This window comes from Bradyrhizobium sp. CCGUVB1N3 (genome assembly GCF_024199925.1).
GTDB lineage: Bacteria > Pseudomonadota > Alphaproteobacteria > Rhizobiales > Xanthobacteraceae > Bradyrhizobium.
The window spans coordinates 4,426,848-4,446,496 of the sequence record NZ_JANADR010000001.1 but is presented as its reverse complement, the minus strand read 5'-3'; the positions used below and the strand labels follow the sequence as shown (position 1 = coordinate 4,446,496).

The 19,649-nt window shown below is 64.4% G+C and carries 26 protein-coding genes; 12 read left to right on the top strand and 14 right to left on the bottom strand.

Features of this window, described 5'->3' with window-relative positions; genetic code table 11:
• Window positions 1-19 precede the first annotated feature (19 nt).
• Both lgt and NLM33_RS21245 read right to left on the bottom strand, forming a co-directional pair.
• Window positions 20-862 (bottom strand): prolipoprotein diacylglyceryl transferase, encoded by an 843-nt coding sequence (gene lgt, locus NLM33_RS21250; protein ID WP_254098360.1) that lies wholly within the window; start codon window positions 860-862, stop codon window positions 20-22.
• Window positions 863-874: 12 nt separating this feature from the next.
• Window positions 875-1,606, bottom strand: a complete 732-nt coding sequence (locus tag NLM33_RS21245; protein WP_254098358.1) for a dienelactone hydrolase family protein — start codon at window positions 1,604-1,606, stop codon at window positions 875-877.
• Between the two features lie 174 nt (window positions 1,607-1,780).
• Between NLM33_RS21245 and NLM33_RS21240 the strand changes: the two genes are divergently transcribed.
• From NLM33_RS21240 to ychF, 4 genes are all read left to right on the top strand, one after another.
• The gene (locus NLM33_RS21240; RefSeq protein WP_254098356.1) at window positions 1,781-2,044 is read left to right on the top strand and encodes an accessory factor UbiK family protein; all 264 of its coding nucleotides are present in this window, start codon (window positions 1,781-1,783) and stop codon (window positions 2,042-2,044) included.
• Between the two features lie 244 nt (window positions 2,045-2,288).
• Window positions 2,289-3,011 carry a 50S ribosomal protein L25/general stress protein Ctc gene (locus NLM33_RS21235; protein WP_254098354.1) on the top strand — a complete coding sequence of 241 codons (723 nt, stop codon included), beginning with the start codon at window positions 2,289-2,291 and terminating at the stop codon, window positions 3,009-3,011.
• Window positions 3,012-3,071: 60 nt separating this feature from the next.
• Complete coding sequence (pth, locus tag NLM33_RS21230) at window positions 3,072-3,677, top strand: aminoacyl-tRNA hydrolase (protein ID WP_254098352.1); 606 nt, start codon at window positions 3,072-3,074, stop codon at window positions 3,675-3,677.
• A 121-nt stretch (window positions 3,678-3,798) separates the two neighbouring features.
• Window positions 3,799-4,896, top strand: a complete 1,098-nt coding sequence (gene ychF / locus NLM33_RS21225) for a redox-regulated ATPase YchF (RefSeq protein ID WP_254098350.1) — start codon at window positions 3,799-3,801, stop codon at window positions 4,894-4,896.
• A 141-nt stretch (window positions 4,897-5,037) separates the two neighbouring features.
• Here ychF and NLM33_RS21220 read toward each other — a convergent pair whose 3' ends face one another.
• A complete protein-coding gene (locus NLM33_RS21220; RefSeq protein WP_254098348.1) occupies window positions 5,038-5,331 on the bottom strand; it encodes a DUF4282 domain-containing protein in 294 nt (97 codons plus the stop codon).
• Between the two features lie 156 nt (window positions 5,332-5,487).
• Between NLM33_RS21220 and NLM33_RS21215 the strand changes: the two genes are divergently transcribed.
• The 3 genes from NLM33_RS21215 to NLM33_RS21205 all read left to right on the top strand — a co-directional run bounded on the left by NLM33_RS21215 (window position 5,488) and on the right by NLM33_RS21205 (window position 6,765).
• Window positions 5,488-5,940, top strand: a complete 453-nt coding sequence (locus tag NLM33_RS21215) for a MaoC family dehydratase (RefSeq protein ID WP_254098346.1) — start codon at window positions 5,488-5,490, stop codon at window positions 5,938-5,940.
• The gene (locus NLM33_RS21210) at window positions 5,940-6,422 is read left to right on the top strand and encodes a MaoC family dehydratase (RefSeq protein WP_254098344.1); all 483 of its coding nucleotides are present in this window, start codon (window positions 5,940-5,942) and stop codon (window positions 6,420-6,422) included. The genes NLM33_RS21215 and NLM33_RS21210 overlap by 1 nt, the downstream gene beginning before the upstream one ends.
• Before the next feature lie 196 nt (window positions 6,423-6,618).
• A complete protein-coding gene (locus NLM33_RS21205; protein WP_254098342.1) occupies window positions 6,619-6,765 on the top strand; it encodes a hypothetical protein in 147 nt (48 codons plus the stop codon).
• 34 nt (window positions 6,766-6,799) lie between these two features.
• Here the strand turns inward: NLM33_RS21205 and NLM33_RS21200 are convergent, their stop codons facing one another.
• The 6 genes from NLM33_RS21200 to NLM33_RS21175 form a co-directional block, all read right to left on the bottom strand.
• Window positions 6,800-6,937: a hypothetical protein gene (locus NLM33_RS21200; RefSeq protein ID WP_254098340.1), complete on the bottom strand. Its 138-nt coding sequence runs from the start codon at window positions 6,935-6,937 to the stop codon at window positions 6,800-6,802.
• Window positions 6,938-7,084: 147 nt separating this feature from the next.
• Window positions 7,085-7,501, bottom strand: coding sequence for a hypothetical protein (locus tag NLM33_RS21195; protein WP_254098338.1), 417 nt, complete (start codon window positions 7,499-7,501; stop codon window positions 7,085-7,087).
• Window positions 7,502-7,821: 320 nt separating this feature from the next.
• Entirely contained in the window at window positions 7,822-8,730 is a 909-nt protein-coding gene (locus NLM33_RS21190; protein ID WP_254105848.1) for a hypothetical protein, read from the bottom strand.
• 279 nt (window positions 8,731-9,009) lie between these two features.
• Entirely contained in the window at window positions 9,010-9,450 is a 441-nt protein-coding gene (locus tag NLM33_RS21185; RefSeq protein WP_254098336.1) for a nuclear transport factor 2 family protein, read from the bottom strand.
• Window positions 9,451-9,633: 183 nt separating this feature from the next.
• The gene (locus NLM33_RS21180; protein ID WP_254098334.1) at window positions 9,634-9,900 is read right to left on the bottom strand and encodes a hypothetical protein; all 267 of its coding nucleotides are present in this window, start codon (window positions 9,898-9,900) and stop codon (window positions 9,634-9,636) included.
• A 222-nt stretch (window positions 9,901-10,122) separates the two neighbouring features.
• Window positions 10,123-10,572, bottom strand: a complete 450-nt coding sequence (locus NLM33_RS21175) for a nuclear transport factor 2 family protein (RefSeq protein ID WP_254098332.1) — start codon at window positions 10,570-10,572, stop codon at window positions 10,123-10,125.
• A 296-nt stretch (window positions 10,573-10,868) separates the two neighbouring features.
• On the opposite strand from NLM33_RS21175, the gene NLM33_RS21170 reads away from it, so the two are divergent.
• Window positions 10,869-11,255: a hypothetical protein gene (locus NLM33_RS21170; RefSeq protein WP_254098331.1), complete on the top strand. Its 387-nt coding sequence runs from the start codon at window positions 10,869-10,871 to the stop codon at window positions 11,253-11,255.
• A gap of 201 nt (window positions 11,256-11,456) precedes the next feature.
• On the opposite strand, the gene NLM33_RS21165 is transcribed toward NLM33_RS21170, so the two are convergent.
• Window positions 11,457-12,158, bottom strand: coding sequence for a hypothetical protein (locus tag NLM33_RS21165; protein WP_254098330.1), 702 nt, complete (start codon window positions 12,156-12,158; stop codon window positions 11,457-11,459).
• Window positions 12,159-12,517: 359 nt separating this feature from the next.
• Between NLM33_RS21165 and NLM33_RS21160 the strand changes: the two genes are divergently transcribed.
• On the top strand, window positions 12,518-12,736 hold the full coding sequence (locus NLM33_RS21160; protein WP_254098328.1) for an SEC-C metal-binding domain-containing protein: 219 nt from the start codon (window positions 12,518-12,520) through the stop codon (window positions 12,734-12,736).
• A gap of 148 nt (window positions 12,737-12,884) precedes the next feature.
• Here the strand turns inward: NLM33_RS21160 and uvrB are convergent, their stop codons facing one another.
• The 4 genes from uvrB to NLM33_RS21140 form a co-directional block, all read right to left on the bottom strand.
• On the bottom strand, window positions 12,885-15,782 hold the full coding sequence (gene uvrB, locus NLM33_RS21155; RefSeq protein ID WP_254098326.1) for an excinuclease ABC subunit UvrB: 2,898 nt from the start codon (window positions 15,780-15,782) through the stop codon (window positions 12,885-12,887).
• 94 nt (window positions 15,783-15,876) lie between these two features.
• Window positions 15,877-16,107, bottom strand: coding sequence for a hypothetical protein (locus tag NLM33_RS21150; protein ID WP_254098324.1), 231 nt, complete (start codon window positions 16,105-16,107; stop codon window positions 15,877-15,879).
• Window positions 16,108-16,162: 55 nt separating this feature from the next.
• A complete protein-coding gene (locus NLM33_RS21145; RefSeq protein WP_254098322.1) occupies window positions 16,163-16,384 on the bottom strand; it encodes a hypothetical protein in 222 nt (73 codons plus the stop codon).
• Between the two features lie 91 nt (window positions 16,385-16,475).
• Window positions 16,476-17,390, bottom strand: coding sequence for a LysR substrate-binding domain-containing protein (locus tag NLM33_RS21140; RefSeq protein ID WP_254098320.1), 915 nt, complete (start codon window positions 17,388-17,390; stop codon window positions 16,476-16,478).
• Between the two features lie 204 nt (window positions 17,391-17,594).
• Between NLM33_RS21140 and NLM33_RS21135 the strand changes: the two genes are divergently transcribed.
• The 3 genes from NLM33_RS21135 to NLM33_RS21125 are packed head-to-tail and all read left to right on the top strand — an operon-like array spanning window position 17,595 to window position 19,627.
• The gene (locus NLM33_RS21135; RefSeq protein WP_254098318.1) at window positions 17,595-18,374 is read left to right on the top strand and encodes a sulfite exporter TauE/SafE family protein; all 780 of its coding nucleotides are present in this window, start codon (window positions 17,595-17,597) and stop codon (window positions 18,372-18,374) included.
• Window positions 18,371-18,601 (top strand): hypothetical protein, encoded by a 231-nt coding sequence (locus NLM33_RS21130; RefSeq protein WP_254098316.1) that lies wholly within the window; start codon window positions 18,371-18,373, stop codon window positions 18,599-18,601. The genes NLM33_RS21135 and NLM33_RS21130 overlap by 4 nt, the downstream gene beginning before the upstream one ends.
• Window positions 18,602-18,646: 45 nt before the next feature.
• Entirely contained in the window at window positions 18,647-19,627 is a 981-nt protein-coding gene (locus NLM33_RS21125) for a hypothetical protein (RefSeq protein WP_254098314.1), read from the top strand.
• Window positions 19,628-19,649: the final 22 nt, after the last annotated feature.

The following is a 19,649-nucleotide window of genomic DNA, read 5'->3' as shown; positions in this document are numbered from 1 at the left end:
CCTGTCTTCTCGAAATGAATTAACGAATGGCTTGAAGCGGTTTGGGCGCACCGCGGCGCACTGCAAATACAATAAGTATGGCGCCGACGATAAGCATGGGGATCGACAACAGCATGCCCATGGTTAATCCGCCCCACAAAAATCCGAGCTGCGCGTCCGGTTCGCGGAAATGCTCGCCGATGATCCGGGTGAGGCCGTAGATCAGGATGAAGCTGCCGAGGATCATTCCCGGCCGCTTCAAGGCGCCGAGGCGGATCATGACCGCGAGCACGGTGAACAGCAAAATGCCTTCCATGCCGGCTTCATAGAGCTGGCTCGGATGGCGCGGGATGTTGCCGCCGGTCGGAAAGATCATCGCCCAGGGCAGGCTCGGATCGGCGGCGCGGCCCCACAGCTCGCCATTGATGAAATTGGCGAGCCGCCCCAGGAACAGGCCGATCGGCCCCACAGCGGTCGTGATGTCGCCGAGCGACAGGATCGAGATGCGGTTGCGGCTGGCAAACCACATCACCGCGACGACGCAGCCCATGAAGCCGCCGTGGAAGGACATGCCGCCCTCCCACAATTTGAGGATCGCGGCGGGGTGCTCGATGAAGAAGGGCAGGTTGTAGAACAACACATAGCCGGTGCGGCCGCCCAGGATGATGCCGAGCGTGACCCAGAGGATGAAATCGTCGAGTTGGACCAGCGAGATCGGCGCCGGCCCGCTCCACAGCCTGTCGGTCTTGACCAGCGCGCGGGCGTAGATCCAGCCGAGCACGATCCCGCCAATATAGGCGAGCGCATACCAGCGGATGGCGAACGGCCCGATCGCAATCGCGTTAGGGTCGAAGGAGGGGAAGTTGATTAGAAGAAGCGGCATCGCGCCCTGGTTCTAGACAAGATTGCGGCGATAGAGCGCCAGGAGGCGCTCCCAGTGCCGCTCGGCGGCATCGCGGTGATAGACCGGACGCTTGGGGAAGGCGAAGCCGTGATGGGTGCCGGGATAGATCTCGACCTCGGCCTTGGCGCCGCTCATGCCCTCCTTCACCTTTTCGATGATCTCGACCGGCGCGTAGATGTCGGTCTCGGCACAGGCGAAGTAGAGCTCGGCTTTGGTCTTGCTCGCCGCGAGATGCGGGCTATCGGCCTGGTCGGTCGCTAGATGCGTGCCGTAGATCGAGGCCGCGGCCTTCACACGATCGGCAAAATGCGTGGCGGCGTTGATGGCGTAGCGGCCGCTCATGCAATAACCGACGGTGCCGACCAGCTTGGTGTTCGCAGCCGCCTGGCCCTCGGCATAGCCGAGCAGCGCGCGCGTGTCGTCCATGATCAGGGGGATGTTGATCGAGTTCATCAGCTCGTACATCCGCTTGCGCTCCGGCGCATTCGGGTCCGGTGGCACCGGCCCGATCTCCATCACGCCGGAGCGGTAATAGAGGTTCGGCAGCATCACGTAGTAGCCGGATGTGCCGAGCCGGCGCGCCATGTCGCGCAGCTCCTCGCGGATCGCCGGCGCATCCATGTAGAAGATGATGACGGGAAGCGGGCCGCCGCGCTCGGGATGGGTGATGAAGGTGGTGGTCGAGCCGTCCTTGGTCGGGATCTCGATCTGCTGGTCGATCATGGTCTCGCGCTTCGCTTTGTGATTCTTGTTATGCCCAGCCAATCAATACGATGGCAAGGAAACCCTGGCATGACAAGGATGGCTCAGGCGCACGCACGAGCCCTTGATCGGCGGTGTCCGGATTGCCATTGTCTTTCCAGGCTCAAGTTCGCGCAAAGGCATCCGGAGATCGCCATGACACAGACCACCAACCGGTTTTTCGACGAGATCGGACGCCTCATGAATGACGCCGCCGGAGCCGCCCAGGGCGTCAAGCGCGAGTTCGACACGGTCATGCGCACCCAGGCTGAGAAATTCCTGCGCGACATGGACCTCGTGAAGCGCGAGGAATTCGAGGCGGTCAAGGACATGGCGCGCCTCGCCCGCGAGGAGAACGAGGCGCTGAAGAACCGGATCGCGGCGCTGGAGGCCAAGCTCGGCGGAACGCCCGGGGCCTAAGCGGCGTCATTCCGGGGCGGTCCGCAGGACCGAACCCGGAATCTCGAGGTTCCGGGTTCGCTCGCTGTCGCGAGCACCCCGGAATGACGGTGTACTCGGATGCCCATTCTCCTTGTCATTTCCGCAGCTTCCGGCTAAAAGCCCGCCACGTCCGCGGCCCCCGCACCCCTGGAGGCTTGCTGCGGCGAAAACCATGGGCCGCGTTGCGGCCCATTAACTTTTGCAAAAACAAGGACTTAACGTTATGGCGACCGTCAAGGAATTGAAGGCGACCGCACGTCCGAAGAGCGGCAAGGGGGCCGCCCGGGCTGAGCGTCGCGCCGGGAGAGTGCCCGGAGTGATCTATGGCAACAACCAGCCCCCGCTCCCGATCTCGGTTGACGATCGCGAATTGCGCCAGCGCATCCTCGCCGGCCGGTTCCTGACCACCCTTGTCGACATCGACCTCGAGGGCAAGAAGCACCGCGTGATTCCGCGCGACTTCCACCTCGATCCGGTGAAGGACTTCCCGATCCATGTCGACTTCATGCGGCTCGGCGAAGGCGCAACCATCCGCATCAGCGTGCCCCTGCACGTCGTGAAGTCGGAATCCTCGCCGGGCGTGAAGCGCGGCGGCACGGTCAACATCGTTGCCCACGCGATCGAGCTCGAATGCGGCGTGGAGAACATCCCGCAGTTCATCGAGGCCGACGTCGGCTCGCTCGAAATCGGTCACTCCCTGCATCTGGCTGACGTCAAGCTGCCGACCGGCGTCAAGGCGCTGACGCGTGAGGACGCTACCCTCGTCACCATCGTGCCGCCTTCCGGCTACGCTGAAGAGCAGAAGGCGGCGGCAGCGGCTGCAGCAGGTGCGGCTGCTCCGGGCGCAGCGCCCGCGGCGGCTCCGGCGGCTGGTGCGGCAGCTCCCGCAGCGGGTGCTCCTGCAGCGGCTGCCAAGGCTCCGGCCGGCGGCGACAAGAAGAAGTAATCTCCTTGAAGATCTGGCGCGCGATCTCTGGTCGCGCGCCAAGCGGGGGCGCGCCGCGTCATGCGACTCTTTGTTGGGCTCGGCAATCCCGGCGCGAGATACGCACGCAACCGGCACAATATCGGCTTCATGGCCGTCGACGAGATCGCGCGGCGTCATGGTTTCGCACCATGGCGCCGTCGCTTTCAGGGCGAGACCTCCGAAGGTACGCTCGGGACTGAGCGCATCATTCTGCTCAAGCCCACGACCTACATGAACGAGTCGGGCCGCAGCGTTCAGGAAGCCTCCAGCTTCTTCAAGATAGCGCCCGGCGACGTCACCGTGTTCCAGGACGAGCTCGAGCTGCCGCCGGGCAAGGTGCGGGTGAAGATCGGCGGCGGTATCGCCGGCCACAACGGTCTGCGCTCGATCTCGGCGCATATCGGCAATGAGTATCGCCGGGTGCGGCTCGGCATCGGTCATCCCGGCGTCAAGGCGATGGTCCACAGCTATGTGCTGGCGGATTTCGCCAAGGCCGACGATGAATGGGTGACGACGCTCTGCGACGCCGTTGCCGAGCACGCCGCTCTGCTCGCCAAAGGCGCGGACGCGACCTTCGCCAACAAGGTGCATCTCGCCATGCAGGCGAAGGGATTTTTGACCAAGGACGACAACGGCAAAGAGTAGGGTGGGTTAGCCCCGCGGCTGCGCGAAGCGCGGTCCGCTCGGCGTAACCCACCATGTCACGGCAAGAAGGTGGTGGGTTACGCTTCGCTAACCCATCCTACGCACTGCGTTAGAGGATACGATGGGATTCAAATGCGGGATTGTCGGGTTGCCCAATGTCGGCAAGTCGACCTTGTTCAATGCGCTGACGGAGACCGCTGCGGCGCAAGCGGCGAACTATCCGTTCTGCACCATCGAGCCGAATGTCGGCGAGGTCGCGGTGCCGGATCCACGGCTCGACAAGTTGTCGGCGATCGCGAAATCCGCGCAAATCATCCCGACGCGTCTGACCTTCGTCGATATTGCCGGTCTGGTGCGTGGCGCTTCCAAGGGCGAAGGCCTCGGCAACCAGTTCTTGGCCAACATCCGCGAGGTCGATGCGATCGCGCATGTCGTGCGTTGCTTTGAAGATTCCGACATTACCCATGTCGAGGGCAAGATCGCGCCGCTCGCCGATATCGAGACCATCGAGACCGAGCTGATGCTCGCCGATCTCGACAGCCTCGAGAAGCGCGTCGACAACCTCACCAAGAAGGCCAAGGGCAACGACAAGGACGCCAAGGAGCAGCTCGACCTCGTCAACAGCACGCTCGTGCTATTGCGCGACGGCAAGCCCGCGCGCCTCGTCGAGCGCAAGGCGGAGGAAGAGCGCGCCTTTTCGATGCTCGGCCTGTTGTCGTCGAAGCCCGTGCTCTATGTCTGCAACGTCGAGGAAGGCTCGGCCGCCACCGGCAACGCCTTCTCCAAGGCAGTCGAGGAGCAGGCTGCGAAGGAAGGCGCCGTCGCCGTCGTCATCTCCGCCAAGATCGAGTCCGAGATCGCGACGCTGTCACGCGAAGAGCGCGTCGACTTCCTGGAGACGCTGGGCCTCGAAGAAGCCGGCCTCGATCGCCTGATCCGTGCCGGCTACACCCTGCTCGACCTCATCACCTATTTCACGGTGGGGCCGAAGGAGGCGCGCGCCTGGACCATCCATCGCGGCACCAAGGCGCCGGCGGCGGCCGGCGTGATCCACACCGACTTCGAGAAGGGTTTCATCCGCGCCGAGACCATTGCCTATGACGACTACGTCGCGCTCAATGGCGAAGCCGGCGCCCGCGACGCCGGCAAGCTGCGCCTCGAAGGCAAGGACTACACCGTCGCCGACGGCGACGTGATGCATTTCAGGTTTAATACGTAACGAGCTCTCGTGCCCCGGACGCAGCGCAGCGCTCTTGCGGTGCGCTGCAGAGCCGGGGCCCAGATTCCTCTATTGTGGATGCATGGGTCCCGGCTCTGCGTCGCGTCATTTCATGCCGCGCCGCGTCCGGGACACGAGAAGTCACCGCATCCCGCCCTGGTCGCGGATGGCGCCGAGATGCTCGTTGATGCGGAAGACGATCAGGATGAACTCCGCGATGATGCGCGAGAACACGATGCCGACGATGACGCTCGCAATCGACGAGAGCACCACCAGAAATCCGCCGAACGGGCTGATTGCCATTGCTGCGAGCCCTGAGAAGATGCCGGAGATGCCGAACAGGCAGATCAGCGCGATCACCAGCCAGTAAAAGGTCTTGATGATGGTCGGCGTGATGAAGCGGTCCCACTGAAACAGGTCGCTGAACGTGAACATTCTCTCTCCCCCGGCAAATCGGACCTGACCCGCGTCGATCCGACTCAAGGCAGGCAAGCCCTGCCGCATCGAATGTAGCACGAGCCATGCGGGCGGGCGGGTTGAGATTGCCGCAAAGTGCGGCCACAATCTGTCTTTCCCGCTGATCACACCCAGATGACCCTGACCTTCGAAGACTTTCCCACCGGCCGTTTCGGCACGTTCGGCCCGCGCCATGTCAGCCGCGACGAGATCTTGGCCTTTGCCGCCGAGTTCGATCCGCAGCCGATGCACCTCGATGAGGAGGCTGCCAGCAAAAGCATGCTCAAGGGCCTGTCCGGCTCGGGCTGGCATCTCTGCTCGCTGATGATGCGGATGATGGCCGACGGCTTCATTACTCGCGCGGCCTCGCTCGGCTCGCCGGGCGTTGACGAGGTGCGCTGGCTCTCTCCTTTGAGGCCCGGCGATGAACTGACCCTCGATGTCGACGTGGTGGAGGCGCGTGCCTCGAAGAGCCGGCCCGAGCTCGGCATCGTCAAGTTCAAATGCACCGCGCGCAACGCAAGAGGCGAAGCGTTATGTGAAATGACCTCGCCGATCCTGATCAAGCGGCGCGAAGGGCTCAAGTGATGCGGTTCTTCGAAGACATATCGATCGGCCTGCGCCGCGAGATCGGCTCCTACGCGTTCACTGCAGAAGCCATCAAGACATTCGCCGCGAAATTCGATCCGCAGCGCTTTCATCTCGACGAGGAAGAGGGCAAGAACTCGCTGTTCGGCGGGCTCGCTGCGTCCGGCTGGCATGTCGGTTCCGCCTGCATGAGCCTGCTCGTCGCCGACGGCCAGCGTCTTGCGAAGGAAGCCGCTGCACGCGGCGAGACGATTGCGGTGTGGGGGCCGTCACCGGGCTTTCGCGACCTGCGTTGGATCAAGCCGGTGCTCGCGGGTGATACCGTGAGCTTCGCCAGCGTCATCACCGACAAGCGCGTCTCCGCCTCGCGCCTCGGCTGGGGCATCCTGCAAGCCATCACCACCGGCACCAACCAGCGTGGCGAACAGGTATACGCGATCACTGCAACCGCCTTCGTGCCGATGCGCGGGCAGGGCGGTTAGACCAGTTCCAATCTGAACAGCCAAAATGCGCGGCAAGTGTTGCCCGCGCGCTATGGACGGGATTGGCGTCCACTGCCATAAGCCTCGCCATGCGGTTCGTCGCGAAGCATTTCGCGGAACCACTGATTTGCTAACCAATTGTGAACCTGTCGCTGTCTATTTGAACCAACGGGATAGAGGACAGGGGACGAGGACCATGGCAGACCGCGGCGCACTCAAGCTGGTCGGATTCATCTTCGCCACCGCAACGCTCGCAGTGATGCTGATTGCCGGCATGGTGGTGCGCGGCTATGCCGATGGCGGCTATACGCAGGAAGCCTCGACCGTCGCGGCCGATCGCTAACCGTTCGTTAACCCATCAAAGCGCCGGCGCTGCTTCAGCGGCTGTAGACCAGCGCCAGAATCACAATCGCGACCACCAGCAGCCCGACAAAGCGGAGCATGATCGTGCCGAACTGCGACGGCGCGGGGCGCAACGGGATGGGGTCCGTATTCTCGGGCCGAATGCTTTCCATCTGAAACTGTCCCCTGACAAGGCCCGCGAATGCGGCCCGCGCTAGGCTTTAGTCGCGGCGGGGCAGTGGAAAGTTCAAATCGATGCCGGAATCAAAACCGCCGCGCTCCCTTGGGAACGCAGCGGTCAAAAGGTTGCGTGACTGCGATCAGCTGTTGCGCAGGCCGTCGGCGGCGCGCTTCCACTGCGCGACGTTGTCGGAAATCATGCGGGTCGACTTCATCGCGGCCTGGCTGAGCTGGGCGTAGCCGGAGATCTCGCGCTGGACGCGCTGGCCTTCGGCATGCAGCAGGTCGCGCAGGCTCTCCAGTTCAGAGATCAGGTTCTCGATTTCGGCGAGCGAGGTGCCGGCGACGCGCTGGATCAGCGAGTTGACGTTGGTGACGGTGGCTTCCGCATTCGAATCGATCGCCGGCTCGCTGCCCACGGCCGGGCGGCGCAGATAGGCGATGTCGTTGCGCACGAAGTCGCGGATGCCGGCCTCGACCTCCGTGACCGCGGCGAGGTTGCTGTCGGCGACCTCGGTCTCAGTTGATTCAATCTTTTCCGAACGACCGGCGTTCATCGTTGTACCCCTGTTCGCGTTGAGCGCAGCGCGAGTGTCCCCCGCACGACGACGTCTGTAAGGCGAGAAGCATCAGGGCGTCTGATTTTGACCGCATATGGGCCGAGATGCGGCAAGGATCGACCATTCGGCGGCTTTGCCGTGGCGAATCGCTACGGGCTCGCGATGTAACTCCTCATGGTGAGGAGCGCGGAACGCGCGACTCGAACCATGAAGGCCTGGATTCGGCAGTGGGGGCCTCTATCCTTCGAGACGCGCTCCTGCGGAGCGCTCCCCAGGATGAGAAGAGAGTGCGAAGCGAGGAGAGCCGCCGGCGCGACTCACCAGCTCTTCTTGAAACCCGCGGTCAGGCTCTTGTTCGTGGTGCCCTGCGCGGTCTCGCCGACGGAGCCGGAGACGGTGACGTTGTCGAACAGCTTTTGCTCGGCGCCGATCTTGCGCAGCCATTTGTCGTCGGTGGTCGACATGGTCTGGCCGGCGACGATGCTCGTGCCGGTCTCGCCGAAGGTAACCTTGGCGGACTGGTCGGTCTCGTAGTTGCGGGTGGTGCGGCCGGCGATGCCGGGGATCGGCGTCGTGCCCTGCTGGTTGACGCTGTAGCCGTTCTGGAGCGTCAGCGAATGATTGTCCGACAGCGGCACCGATTTGCTGAGCGAGGCGCCGAGCTTGCTGCTTTCGGCGCCGGGATCGACGCGGGCTTCCACCGCGGTCTTGTCCCAGATCGAGCCCGCACCCGGCGCGGTCGCCGTCGCCCAGGCACTGCCGGAGGATTGCGGCACGCTGCCGCCATTGGTGGCCTTCTCCGCCAGAAGCTCGGACATCGTGGTGGGCTCGCGCGTCACCGTCATGTCGGCGCCGACCTGGGTATCCCAGAACGGGGTGACCGATTGCTTCACCGTCACCGCCGATGTGCCGTTGGCGCGCCGGTCGTTCGACCAGTTCGGGCCGCCATTGGCCGCCGCCTGCGCGCGCTTCTTCGCGGCCATCAGCTCGTTGAGCGTGGAGGCATCGATGTTGAGCTGGGTCCAGTCGAGCTTGTCGACGTCGATGCCTTTCAGCACGTCGGGATCGTTGACGTCGGCCGCTTCCTCGGCCTCCTCGGGCGCGGCGGCGGCCTGGCCGGGCTGCATCGGCACGATCTGAGCCCACGCCAGCGTCACGGACGCCAACATGAACGCGGCCGCCAGCATCGGCAGCCTGGTCCAGCCAAACCCTGTCGAGAATTCCATCGTCCTGCCCGCAAGCCCGGCGCATGATCGGGAAAACTGTGCGGGGTTTTCCGGCACGATCATGCGTTTCATTCCGCGTCCACGATGCGGAGATATCGTCGCAAAATTGTGGCGGCAAGGGGTGGGCGAAACGTCACATCACAGCGAAGACCAACGGGCCGCGCGCAAAGCGCGCGTCCGGCGACATGAATGCTCGCGGGAAGCGACCCGGCGGGGCTGGTGGCCAGGTGCTCACGCGTACGTCATCGGACCCGGGAGAGACGGGACCCGTTGGTGCCCTCACCCCACCCGGCTCATCTTCGGCAGATGAATGGGACGGCCGAGCGCCTGCTCGACGAGATCGAATGTGTCGACCAGCACGCGCATGTTGAGCAGCCGGCCGGCCTTGAACTGCGCGAACTGCGCCACCCGCAGCGAGATCGGCTTGTCGGAATCGAGCGCCGTGAGCGAATAGCGCAGCATGGACGAGGCGGAATCCACGCCCAGCAGGATGGTCTCGCGGTCGAAGCGGCGGACGCGGAAATTGTCAGCGATCTGGCGGATGACGTCGAGCACGGCGTCCTTGCCGTGGCGGGCGCCGAGGAAGGGAAACATGTCGATCGGGCCGTAGATCGCCCAGTCGACGTCCTCGTCGATCAGGGTCTCGAGATCCTCAAACTGCCGGTCGTTGATCGCGCCATGCAACGCGCGCGAGAAACGCCAGAGACTGTGCTCTGTCATTTGGGTCGTTCCTGAAACTGGCTAGCAAAAAAACGAAAAACAACCCCATGCACAGTAGGTGCCGCGGGGTTGCCTAATTCATTTGTAGGCAAACAAATAAGCTCAACTTGCGAAAACGCAATTCACGTTTTCGCAATGCACAATTGCGCGCACTTTGTGAGATTTACAATAGAATCCCGTAGTTTACCGGTCGGGCCGGGCGATTTGTTCCCGTTCGACGGGGATCGCGTCGTCGCGCATCGCCAGCAGGCCGAACAGCACGGCGCCGGCGATGCCGCCGATCATGGCCCCGAGCGGCATGAAGGTGAAGAACACCAGCATGCCGCTATATCCCTCGAAATTCGTGGTCTTGAAGATTTCGACCCAGGCGAGCCCGGCTCCGACGCCGAGCGCAGCCCCGCCCAGCGACCCCAGGAACAGCCCCAACACGGCAAGCAATGCGATTTTCATCGGCCTGGATTCAGTTCGCCGGCGTCCACAACGCCCCGAGATGGGTCTGAGGAAAGGGGAGGTAGGTTCAATTTTCACCGCTCCCTGCTTGCGGCGCGTGCACACATTCCGATGTCGTCCTGGCTTTCGCCAGGACGACTATGAGGAGATAGCCCGCTGGACAACCGCCGCCGTTGCGAGCTGCTCCGGCGTAGCGCGGCATAGCAAGGATCGCGAGCCCCGCTACCCCTCCATCGGCTCGCCCACGATCAGCGGGCCGATCTCGCGCTCGAGCACCTGCTGCACCAAATCGTAGGAATCGATGATCTCGCGGATTTCCGATACGAGCCCGTCGCGCAAGCGATAGAACACGGCCATGTCGACCTGTACGATGCGCGCGTTGGTTCGCTTCCTGAAGAAGGTGTGCAAATACGTCGCGACTCGATCGCCTTCGGCGACGACATGCGCCGGCTCGTGGCGGATCTCCGAGTAACGCGACCACACCGTCTGCCAGAGTTTTCGCAGCTCGTCCTTGCCCTGCCGCGGCACCATGTGCGGCAGCACGTCGATCGGCGCGTGGGTGAGGAAGTCGACGTCGTCGGTGCAGCACGCCAGCGCCGCGTCGAGATCGCCGCGCGCAAAAGTGTCGAGGAGATGCAGCACGCGCTGCCTGTTCAAGCTCTCAACCGTCATGCTCCGCCGCTCTCATTGGCCCGCGCATAGCGAAGCTATCGCGGCCTGCCCGATCCCTGCAATCCGCAAAAGCACCGAGGATTGCAGGGGTTTTGACGCGACGGCGCAATACCAGGTTCATGGCATGCAATTGCGGGTTGTGTGACTATTTTCCTGCGCGGATTCGTGTAGGGATGCGACAAGCGATGGCGCAGTAAGCATGTCGATGGCGCGCGACACCGGACGCGTGAACCAGCTCACATGAGGCGACGTCGGCCGGGGTTAGTGTCATACGCGTGTCGTCAGGGAGGCGCGCCATGGCTGTAACCGCCGCTGCCCGGAAATCGCGGCTGCAAAACCTGCTCGAAGGTTTTGCGCTGACCGCGGTCCTGCTGAGCTTCCCGACCTTTGCGACCGCCGCGCTGATGCTCAAGCTCGCCGGCAACAAGGACCTCGTCGGCGATGCCGGCGTCGCCGTCTTCGTGATCGGCGCCTCGCTGATCCACGCGCTGCTCGCGGTCGTGCTCGGTCCGAAGTCTCCGAACCTGTTCAAGACGGTCTACGAGCCGAAATTCTTCGACGGCCATTTGTCGCTGTCCGACAAGATCACGGCGTGGCGCACGCAGCCGGCCGCCTCGCTGCAACTGCTGACGATCGTGCTGATGCTGTCGGTGCTGGCCGTGGTGGTGGCGAGCGTCGGGTAAGGCGCGACGAGATTGGATACGGCCGCGAACAGCGATGCAGGTGCCCGCCCTCTCCCGCTTGCGGGAGAGGGCGGGGGAGAGGGTTTTTCCGCAATCGAGATTCCCTGTGTGGAGAGAGCCCCACCCGCGTCGCTTTGCGCCGCGACCTCCCCCGCAAGCGGGAGAGGCAAGCGGGAGAGGCAAGGCGAGCCCGTGGCTCGATCAGACCACGATGGTGGTCGGCGTCCGCAGCCAGGCTTCGTGGGTGATTGCCACCATCGACGGCACGTCGATGATGCCGATGCTGCCCCAGGTGAACATCGCGTAGGCGGGTTGCGAGCCGTCGATGCCAGATGGCACCGAGGTATCAAGCTGATGTGCCAGCCAGCTCATGGTGCCGTAGCCGCACAGGCTCACGCAGTGATCCTCGTTGCTGTCGTGATTGTAGCCGGTGGCGAACCAGCCGGTCTTGAAGTTGTGCGCGCGGCAGGTGGTCTCGAGCTGGTCGGCGGCGACGCCGATCTTGACCGGGCCGTGAACCAGCGCGCTCTTCAGCACCGCCGGATTGGTCCAGTCGACCGTGGTCGGCGAGCCGTCGTCATAGGTGTGGTCGCTCTGGGCGAAGCCTTCCCTCTGCATCGCCTTCAGCACATTGATCAGCACCGCGCCCTCGTAGACGCCGTGGGCCTTGGCCCATTTCTCCACCTCCGCATCGCTGATGAAGATCTCCGGCTTGTGGCAGGCCTTGGCGAACGCCTCCTCGGCCGTCACGCAGTCGCCATGGACGTCGTTGTGCCAGATCGAAAGTTTCTTGGGGAAGAACAGATGATGGGCCGGGACGTGAGCCAGTGCCATATGCGGCATCGCCGCTGCCAGTTCGTGTCGCGGGCTCGGAATTGCACCACGTTTCACTGCCATTGCCATGTCTATCACTCCTCTAAAATATCCACCCCAGCAACTCGTAATTGAAACGTCGAAATCGTTAGGTGAAGTTCACTGCATCGGCAAGCCGGCAGGTCACACTCTCGCTTCACAAGCGTGTGTGCAGGTTTTGCGTGTGGGACGGAGGCGATGTGTCGTCATGGACTTGCCGCAGCAATGCGTGCGGGAGCTGCCGATCTCTCCCGTCGTCATTCCGGGGCGCGACGAAGTCGCGCGCCCGGAATCCATAATCACGAAGGGCTGAGTAAATTGCCGAGCTCGCCCCATGCCTTCCAGAACCGCCTCTCCTATGCTAGCGAGACGCGCGCGGCAATCGGGCCGCGCTTCTCAACGAATGGAGGGTGCCATGCGCAAGCATCGCGATCTCGAAAACCTTCCTAGCTTTCAGCATCACGCGTAAGCGACGGAATTCATTCCCTTCCGAAACCCACGTCAAACGGGGCAGGCGCGTCGTCCACGGCGACGTCGAGCTGACCGAGAAACTCGGCCGCAACGACCTCTGCCCCTGCGGCTCCGGACGCAGGTTTCAAAGCCTGCTGCATGACCTACGGCGCCTATGACGGCTCCAACCGGAATCATTACTTTCAGGGAATAGCCGCGTGAGCTGCGGTGATCTCTCTCGCCACGAGTCATTCGGGGCGCTGCACAAGCGGCGCCCCGGAAACCATCGTGTCTCTTGCTCCGCGGGGTGGAATGCGAGCGCGCATCTCACCTCTTCTTCCACCCACCGCGCCGCCCCGGTGCTCCGCCCGTCGACTTCGGCGCCGGGCCGAACTCCGGGCCTGATTGCCGCGAGTCGGTCGGCTGGATGATCCGGCTCTCGCCGCCGAACGGTTTTGACGGCAGCGCACGTGTCGGCCGATAGGGCAGCGATTCCGGGCCGTGCATCTCGTCGAGATGCGGCTTGTGGACCTTCGAGCCGCTGCCGCCGCTGGCCTTGAGCGCGGAGCCCACGGTCTTCTTCTTCATCGCGCTGACGGGAAGGTTGGCGGCATCGCCGTATTTCTTCGTGCCGGCATAGGCGCCGGCCTTGCCCTGCACGGTGCGCTGCTTGGCGGTGGGATCGTCGACCACGGCGAGCTCGGTGGCGCGCAGGCGCTTGACCTCGTCGCGGAGGCGGGCGGCCTCCTCGAAGTTCAGGTCGGCGGCCGCTTCGCGCATTCGCGTCTCGAGATCGGCGAGCACGGCTTCAAAGTTGTGGCCGATCGAGATGACGTCGTCGGTCATGTCGTGGCCGCCGACCTCGACCAGCACGTGGTCGCGCTCGTAAACGGAGTTCAGGATGTCGCCGATCTGCTTCTTCACGCTCTCCGGCGTGATGCCGTTGGCGGTGTTGTACTCGACCTGCTTCTCGCGACGGCGGTTGGTCTCGGCGATCGCGCGCTCCATCGAGCCGGTCATCTGGTCGGCATAGAGGATCACCTTGCCATCGACGTTGCGCGCGGCGCGGCCGATGGTCTGGATCAGCGAGGTCTCGCTGCGCAGAAATCCTTCCTTGTCGGCGTCGAGGATCGCGACCAGCGCGCATTCGGGAATGTCGAGGCCCTCGCGAAGCAGGTTGATGCCGACCAGCGCGTCGAAGGCGCCGAGCCGCAAATCGCGGATGATCTCGATGCGCTCGATGGTGTCGATATCGGAGTGCATGTAGCGCACGCGAATGCCCTGCTCGTGCAGATATTCGGTGAGGTCCTCCGCCATGCGCTTCGTCAGCACCGTGATCAGCGAGCGATAGCCGGCCTGCGCCGTGGCGCGCACCTCGCCGACGAGATCGTCGACCTGGGTGCGGGCGGGGCGGATATCGACGGGCGGGTCGATCAAGCCGGTCGGACGGATCACCTGCTCGACGAATACGCCGCCGCTTTCGTTGAGCTCCCAGCCGCCTGGCGTCGCGGAGACAGCAACCGTCTGCGGCCGCATCATGTCCCATTCCTCGAACCGCAGCGGGCGGTTGTCCATGCAGGAGGGCAGGCGGAAGCCGTATTCCGCCAGCGTCGCCTTGCGGCGGAAGTCGCCGCGGAACATGCCGCCGATCTGCGGCACGGTGACGTGGCTTTCGTCGGCGAACACCAGCGCGTTATCAGGCACATATTCGAACAGCGTCGGCGGCGGCTCGCCTGGCAGGCGCCCGGTGAGATAGCGCGAATAGTTTTCGATGCCGGCGCAGCTTCCCGTGGCCTCCATCATCTCGATGTCGAAGGTGGTGCGCTGCTCCAGCCGTTGTGCCTCCAGAAGGCGCCCTTGGTCGTGGAGCTGGTCGAGCCGCTGCTTCAGCTCAGACTTGATCGACTTGATCGCCTGCACCAGCGTCGGGCGCGGCGTCACATAGTGCGAGTTGGCGTAGATCTTGATGAATTCGAGCTCATCCTGCTTGTGGCCGGTGAGCGGATCGAATTCCTCGATATTCTCGACGGTGTCGCCAAAGAGGTTCACGCGCCAGGCACGGTCCTCGTAGTGCGCCGGGAAGATGTCGATGACGTCGCCTCGAACACGAAAGGTGCCGCGGGTGAAATCGGCCTGGGTGCGCTTGTATTGCAGCGCGACGAGGTCGGCGATGAGCTGGCGCTGGTCGATGCGCTCGCCTTTCTTCAGCGCAAAGGTCATCGCGGTGTAAGTCTCGACCGAGCCGATACCGTAGATGCAGGACACCGAGGCGACGATGACGACGTCGTCGCGTTCGAGCAGCGCGCGCGTCGCCGAATGGCGCATGCGGTCGATCTGCTCGTTGATGGAGGAGTCCTTCTCTATGTACGTGTCCGTGCGCGGAACGTAGGCCTCCGGCTGGTAATAGTCGTAGTACGAGACAAAATACTCGACCGCGTTGTCGGGGAAGAAACTCTTGAACTCGCCATAGAGCTGGGCGGCGAGCGTCTTGTTCGGTGCCAGGATCAGGGCAGGGCGCTGCGTCGCCTCGATGACCTTGGCCATGGTGTAGGTCTTGCCCGAGCCGGTGACGCCGAGCAGCACCTGGTTGCGGTCGTTGCGCTGGATGCCTTCGACCAGCTCGGCGATCGCGGTCGGCTGGTCGCCCTTCGGCTCGTAGGCCGACTTGATCTCGAAGCGCACGCCGCCTTCGGACTTTTCCGGGCGCGGCGGCCGGTGTGGCGTCCACACCCGCATCGAGCCGTCGTCCTTTCGGAACTCCGGCCGGCCCTCGCGGATCAGCGCCTCCAGCGCATCCGCGGTCGCCTTGACGCCAAGCGCCTCGGTCTTGCTGCGCGGCGGCCGCGCCAAAGCCTCGGCATCGTCTTCCTCGGTGGGCAGCCCGAGCTGCCGCGCCAGTTCCGGATCGAGGAACGGCACGGTGGCGGCGGTGCCGTAATTGGCTTGCGGCGCCTCTTCGAGGCCTGCGGGGCGATCGGCCGGAAAATCCTTCGGCGTCGAGGCCCGCGCGCGATGCGCGGCGGCTTCGCCCCCGGCGCGGCGGTCGCGCGAATTGTCCGGCGGCGGCTGGAGCCCCGTGGACGAGCCGATGCCGCTCTCGCCGCGATTGATCGCGGGATTGAGCAGCTCGGCCAGCGCCGGCGCGATCGGCTGCACGTCGGGACGATGTGCCTTGGATTTCGGGGTTTTGACGGATTTTTCGGGGGGAGCAGGTTTCTTCGCCATCCCCCGAATATGGGACGAGTCCGCCACACAGGAAAGGGCGAAGGCCCTTGCGCGGGTCAGCCTGCTGACAGCAGGTTGGCAGCAGGTGCCGCCCTCACGCCGCCGGCAGCGAGCCGTCGTCCTCGCCTGCCGCTTGCGGCCGGACGATGTCGAGATGGATCCCGCCGCAATGGGTGCAGCGCATGGTCCAGTACTCGCAGCCGGCGCGGCCGCTGATCACGCGGAGCACGGCGAGCTCGCCGTGGCATTCCGGGCAGTTCGACCGCACGGAGCGTTCACAGGATTGGGCCAGCGGTTGGGTCTCTTCGAGCTCGATCTGCGACATGACTTCAGTCCTCGTTCTGCCACCGCGCTGCGTCAAAGATCCTGGTCGGAAACTCCTATTCGTCCTGCTCCGTCCGCCGGCGGAAGCGGTCGATATGGTGCTTGGCATCGGCAATCGCGGCTTCCGGGTCGGGCCAGGCGAAGCCGACCTCCATCGCCGGAAACAGCACGCCGTCGATGGCGAGCAGGCTCAAGTCAGCGCGCCGGATGCGGGCGTGCCACAGGCCCTTGCCAGCCTCGAACGATTCGATGTCAAAGCCGTCGTAAAGCGTCGTCATGGTCGTCCCCGATTACTTATTGGAGGGTCAGGAGACCACGTCCGCGCGCAAGCACGTGTGAAGTCGTTCACACGGGTGCGGCTTTTTCGCTTCAGGCGCGCGCGGCGAGACGGCCGGCCTTGCGCGGGCGCGCCGCGGGTTCCGCAGCAGCGCGCATGATCCAGCGGCGGAACGCGGCAAAGTCGCGCTGCTCGGTCTGGAAACTGCGATACACCAGATACCAGCGCATGCCCTTGGGTACCGAGAGGTCGAAGGGCGCCACCAGCCGGCCGGCGGCGAGATCGTCGTCGATATAGGGGCGGATGCCCATGGCGATGCCGAGCCCGTCGCTGGCTGCCTGCAAGGCCTGGCCGTAGAACTCGAACTCGGGGCCGCGCGCGCTGACGCGGCTGACATTGGCCGCCTTCAGCCAGAGCGGCCAGTCCTCCGGCGAATGCGCGACGCGGATCAGGCCGGGGCCCTTGAGGTCGGCCGGCCGCTTCAGGGACGTGGCGAGGCGGGGCACGCAGACCGGCGTGAGGTCGCCGGCAAACAGCGGTTCGGCGACGAGGCCCGGCCAGTCGCCGGTGCCGAGCTTGATGCCGCAGCTCCAGTCCTCGCCGAACGGCACCGCGGCGCCGCCGGTGGTGAAGCGCACCTCGATATCCGGCTCCTCGTTGCGGAATTCGGAGAGACGCGGGATCAGCCAGCGCATCGCAAAGGTGTGGCCGACGCCGATGGTGAGCACGCGCACGCTCGAGGGCGCCGTCACCTGCGCGGTGAGGCTCGCCAGCGCATCGAAGATCGGAGTCAGCCCGCTCTGATAGGCGCGCCCGGCTTGCGTGAGCACGAGCTTGTTGGCCTTGCGCTCGAACAGCGCGACGCCGAGGCGCTCTTCCAACAGGTGCACCATGCGGCTGACCGCGGCGGCCGAGACGCTCAGCTCGATGCCGGCGGCGGCAAAGCTGCCGGCACGCGCCGCCGCCTCGAATGCCTTGATGCCGTTGAGAAAGAGCAGCCGCCGCACGTCCATACCCTCAGGAAAGCTGATGCCAGGCCAAGATAACTCAGTTTGCGTGAGTTCCACAAGCGAGGCACAAGAATGGGCGTAGCTTGAAGCCGATTTTTTCGCGACGCGTGCTGCACTTTACCCTCTCCCCGCAAGAGCGGGGCGAGGGAGAACTAGCGATTTGCGTCCCTTACTTCGCCGCGCCACTCCAGGAGACTCTTCGTGACGCCCATCATGATCGCTGCCCTCGGATTGCTGATGGTCGCCACCGCGTTCCTGTCGGGACTGTTCGGCATGGCGGGCGGGCTGATCCTGATCGGCGTGCTGCTCGCCTTGATGCCGCTGCCGACCGCGATGGTGCTGCATGCGATCACGCAGATGGCCTCGAACGGCTGGCGCGCCTTGCTCTGGCGCTCGCATATCCGCTGGCGGCCGGTCGGGGTCTATCTGATCGGCTGCGCAGTCGCGCTTGCAGCGTGGTCGATCTCCCGCTACGTGCCGGACAAGCCGACCGCGCTGCTTTTGCTCGGCGTCACACCGTTCATGGCGCGGCTGCTGCCGTCAGGCGTCAAGCCGAATCCCGACAGTGTTTGGCAGGGCACCGTCTACGGCACGATCTGCATGGGATTGATGCTGATGACCGGCGTCTCGGGGCCGCTGCTCGACACGTTTTTTCTGGGCGGCGAATTCGGCCGGCGCGAGAAGGTGGCGACCAAGGCGGTGTGCCAGGTGGTGAGCCATTTCACCAAGCTGATCTATTTCGGCGGCGTGATCGACCAGGCGGCCTCGCTCGATCCCGTCCTGGCCGGCGTCGCGATCGTTGCCTCGATGCTCGGAACCACGCTGGCGCGGCGTATCCTGGAGGCGATGAGCGATCAGCAATTCATCGCCTGGTCGATGCGGCTGATCACCACGATTGCCTGCTACTACATCGCCTATGGCAGCTGGCTCCTGGTCCGCACGCCCGTGATGGCGGCCTTTGACAACGGAGGTGTGCAATGACCGATCGCGCAGATCCGCTGGTGCTCGATTTCGTCGAATGGATCGCGCGCGAGCCGCGCGCCTATGCCGAGGTGATTTCGACCTGGAAGACCTCATGCCCACGCCTGACCATCTGGGAAGACGCCGCCGACCGCGGCTACGTCGCGCGGGAGACGCTGCCCGGCATGGGCCTGATCATCGCGGTGACGGAGGACGGCGAGAAGTTCTTGCGCGTCAACGGACGGTAATTGAACCCATTCCCTCCACGCCGCCACCAAGGGCTGGAGGGACGCATGACACACCCGCAGTTTGACACCATCCGCCGCGCGGTGACGTTCGCCGCCGCGCTCGCCGCCCTCGCACTTCACGCCGCCTGCGCCGCGGAGCCGCCCGAGCGTCCCTTCAATCCGCCGGTCGGCAGCCGCTGGATCATCGAAACCGAAACCAGCACCGACGAGGCCAGGGCGGAGGGCGGCACGCGGAATTCGCTGCTCAAGTCGCGTGCCGAGATGACCATCGATGCGAAGGCCGCCGACGGTTTTCGTATCACCTATGTCCATCGCGGCACCACGGCCGAGGGCAACGATCCGACGCTGCCGCTGGTGCGTTCCGCCGCGAAGGCGCTCGACGATGTCCTGATCAAGATCGCCACCGATGTGCACGGCAAGCCGGTGCGTGTCGACAATCTCGATGAGGCCAAGGCCGCCGTGCGCAAGATGGCCGGCAGCCTCACGGAGCCGTACAAGGACAAGCCCCAGCTTGTCGCCGTGCTCAACCAGGTCATGGCGGGCTTCGTCGAAGTCGACGCCGACAAGGCCGCGACCAGCTACGTCGAAGATTTGCCGCAACTGGCAAAAGTGCAGGTGACCGGCATGAAGCGGGGCGAGGTCAGGCGCTCGACCGATGCGGTCGACAGTCCGCTCGGCGGCGGCGCGATGAAATCCAACTCCAGCCTCGAACTGACCGAGGCGGATGCGGCCTCCGGCAAGCGCACCTATGTCTACACCGCCTCTTACGACGCAGCCTCGTTGAAGGAGTTCACGCAGTCGCTGATGAAGAAGCTGATGGCCGCCGCCGGCAACAGCGCGACGCCGCAGCAGATCGACGACATCGTCAAGCAGATGGTGCTCTCGCTCGACGAGCGCGCGGTGTTCGAGGTCGAGGACGGCATGACGCGCAGGATCACCGACAAGACCGTCACCACCGCACGCGCGCTCAACCGGAGCATGCAGAAGACCGAAGTCAGGACCATCACGGTGATGCCGGCGCCGTGAGTAAAGCGAAGCAAGAATTTCG

Coding starts and splice junctions, on each gene's coding strand:
- NLM33_RS21195 (WP_254098338.1), bottom strand. CDS start 7,501: ATGAACGCCGGTCGTTCGGAAAAGATTGAATCAACTGAGACCGAGGTC.
- NLM33_RS21245 (WP_254098358.1), bottom strand. CDS start 1,606: ATGATCGACCAGCAGATCGAGATCCCGACCAAGGACGGCTCGACCACC.
- NLM33_RS21125 (WP_254098314.1), top strand. CDS start 18,647: ATGACACACCCGCAGTTTGACACCATCCGCCGCGCGGTGACGTTCGCC.
- uvrB (WP_254098326.1), bottom strand. CDS start 15,782: ATGGCGAAGAAACCTGCTCCCCCCGAAAAATCCGTCAAAACCCCGAAA.
- NLM33_RS21175 (WP_254098332.1), bottom strand. CDS start 10,572: ATGACGGTTGAGAGCTTGAACAGGCAGCGCGTGCTGCATCTCCTCGAC.
- NLM33_RS21180 (WP_254098334.1), bottom strand. CDS start 9,900: ATGAAAATCGCATTGCTTGCCGTGTTGGGGCTGTTCCTGGGGTCGCTG.
- lgt (WP_254098360.1), bottom strand. CDS start 862: ATGCCGCTTCTTCTAATCAACTTCCCCTCCTTCGACCCTAACGCGATT.
- NLM33_RS21205 (WP_254098342.1), top strand. CDS start 6,619: ATGGCAGACCGCGGCGCACTCAAGCTGGTCGGATTCATCTTCGCCACC.
- NLM33_RS21240 (WP_254098356.1), top strand. CDS start 1,781: ATGACACAGACCACCAACCGGTTTTTCGACGAGATCGGACGCCTCATG.
- NLM33_RS21190 (WP_254105848.1), bottom strand. CDS start 8,730: ATGGAATTCTCGACAGGGTTTGGCTGGACCAGGCTGCCGATGCTGGCG.
- NLM33_RS21145 (WP_254098322.1), bottom strand. CDS start 16,384: ATGACGACGCTTTACGACGGCTTTGACATCGAATCGTTCGAGGCTGGC.
- NLM33_RS21150 (WP_254098324.1), bottom strand. CDS start 16,107: ATGTCGCAGATCGAGCTCGAAGAGACCCAACCGCTGGCCCAATCCTGT.
- NLM33_RS21200 (WP_254098340.1), bottom strand. CDS start 6,937: ATGGAAAGCATTCGGCCCGAGAATACGGACCCCATCCCGTTGCGCCCC.
- pth (WP_254098352.1), top strand. CDS start 3,072: ATGCGACTCTTTGTTGGGCTCGGCAATCCCGGCGCGAGATACGCACGC.
- NLM33_RS21215 (WP_254098346.1), top strand. CDS start 5,488: ATGACCCTGACCTTCGAAGACTTTCCCACCGGCCGTTTCGGCACGTTC.
- NLM33_RS21185 (WP_254098336.1), bottom strand. CDS start 9,450: ATGACAGAGCACAGTCTCTGGCGTTTCTCGCGCGCGTTGCATGGCGCG.
- NLM33_RS21210 (WP_254098344.1), top strand. CDS start 5,940: ATGCGGTTCTTCGAAGACATATCGATCGGCCTGCGCCGCGAGATCGGC.
- NLM33_RS21165 (WP_254098330.1), bottom strand. CDS start 12,158: ATGGCAATGGCAGTGAAACGTGGTGCAATTCCGAGCCCGCGACACGAA.
- NLM33_RS21130 (WP_254098316.1), top strand. CDS start 18,371: ATGACCGATCGCGCAGATCCGCTGGTGCTCGATTTCGTCGAATGGATC.
- NLM33_RS21235 (WP_254098354.1), top strand. CDS start 2,289: ATGGCGACCGTCAAGGAATTGAAGGCGACCGCACGTCCGAAGAGCGGC.
- NLM33_RS21170 (WP_254098331.1), top strand. CDS start 10,869: ATGGCTGTAACCGCCGCTGCCCGGAAATCGCGGCTGCAAAACCTGCTC.
- NLM33_RS21220 (WP_254098348.1), bottom strand. CDS start 5,331: ATGTTCACGTTCAGCGACCTGTTTCAGTGGGACCGCTTCATCACGCCG.
- ychF (WP_254098350.1), top strand. CDS start 3,799: ATGGGATTCAAATGCGGGATTGTCGGGTTGCCCAATGTCGGCAAGTCG.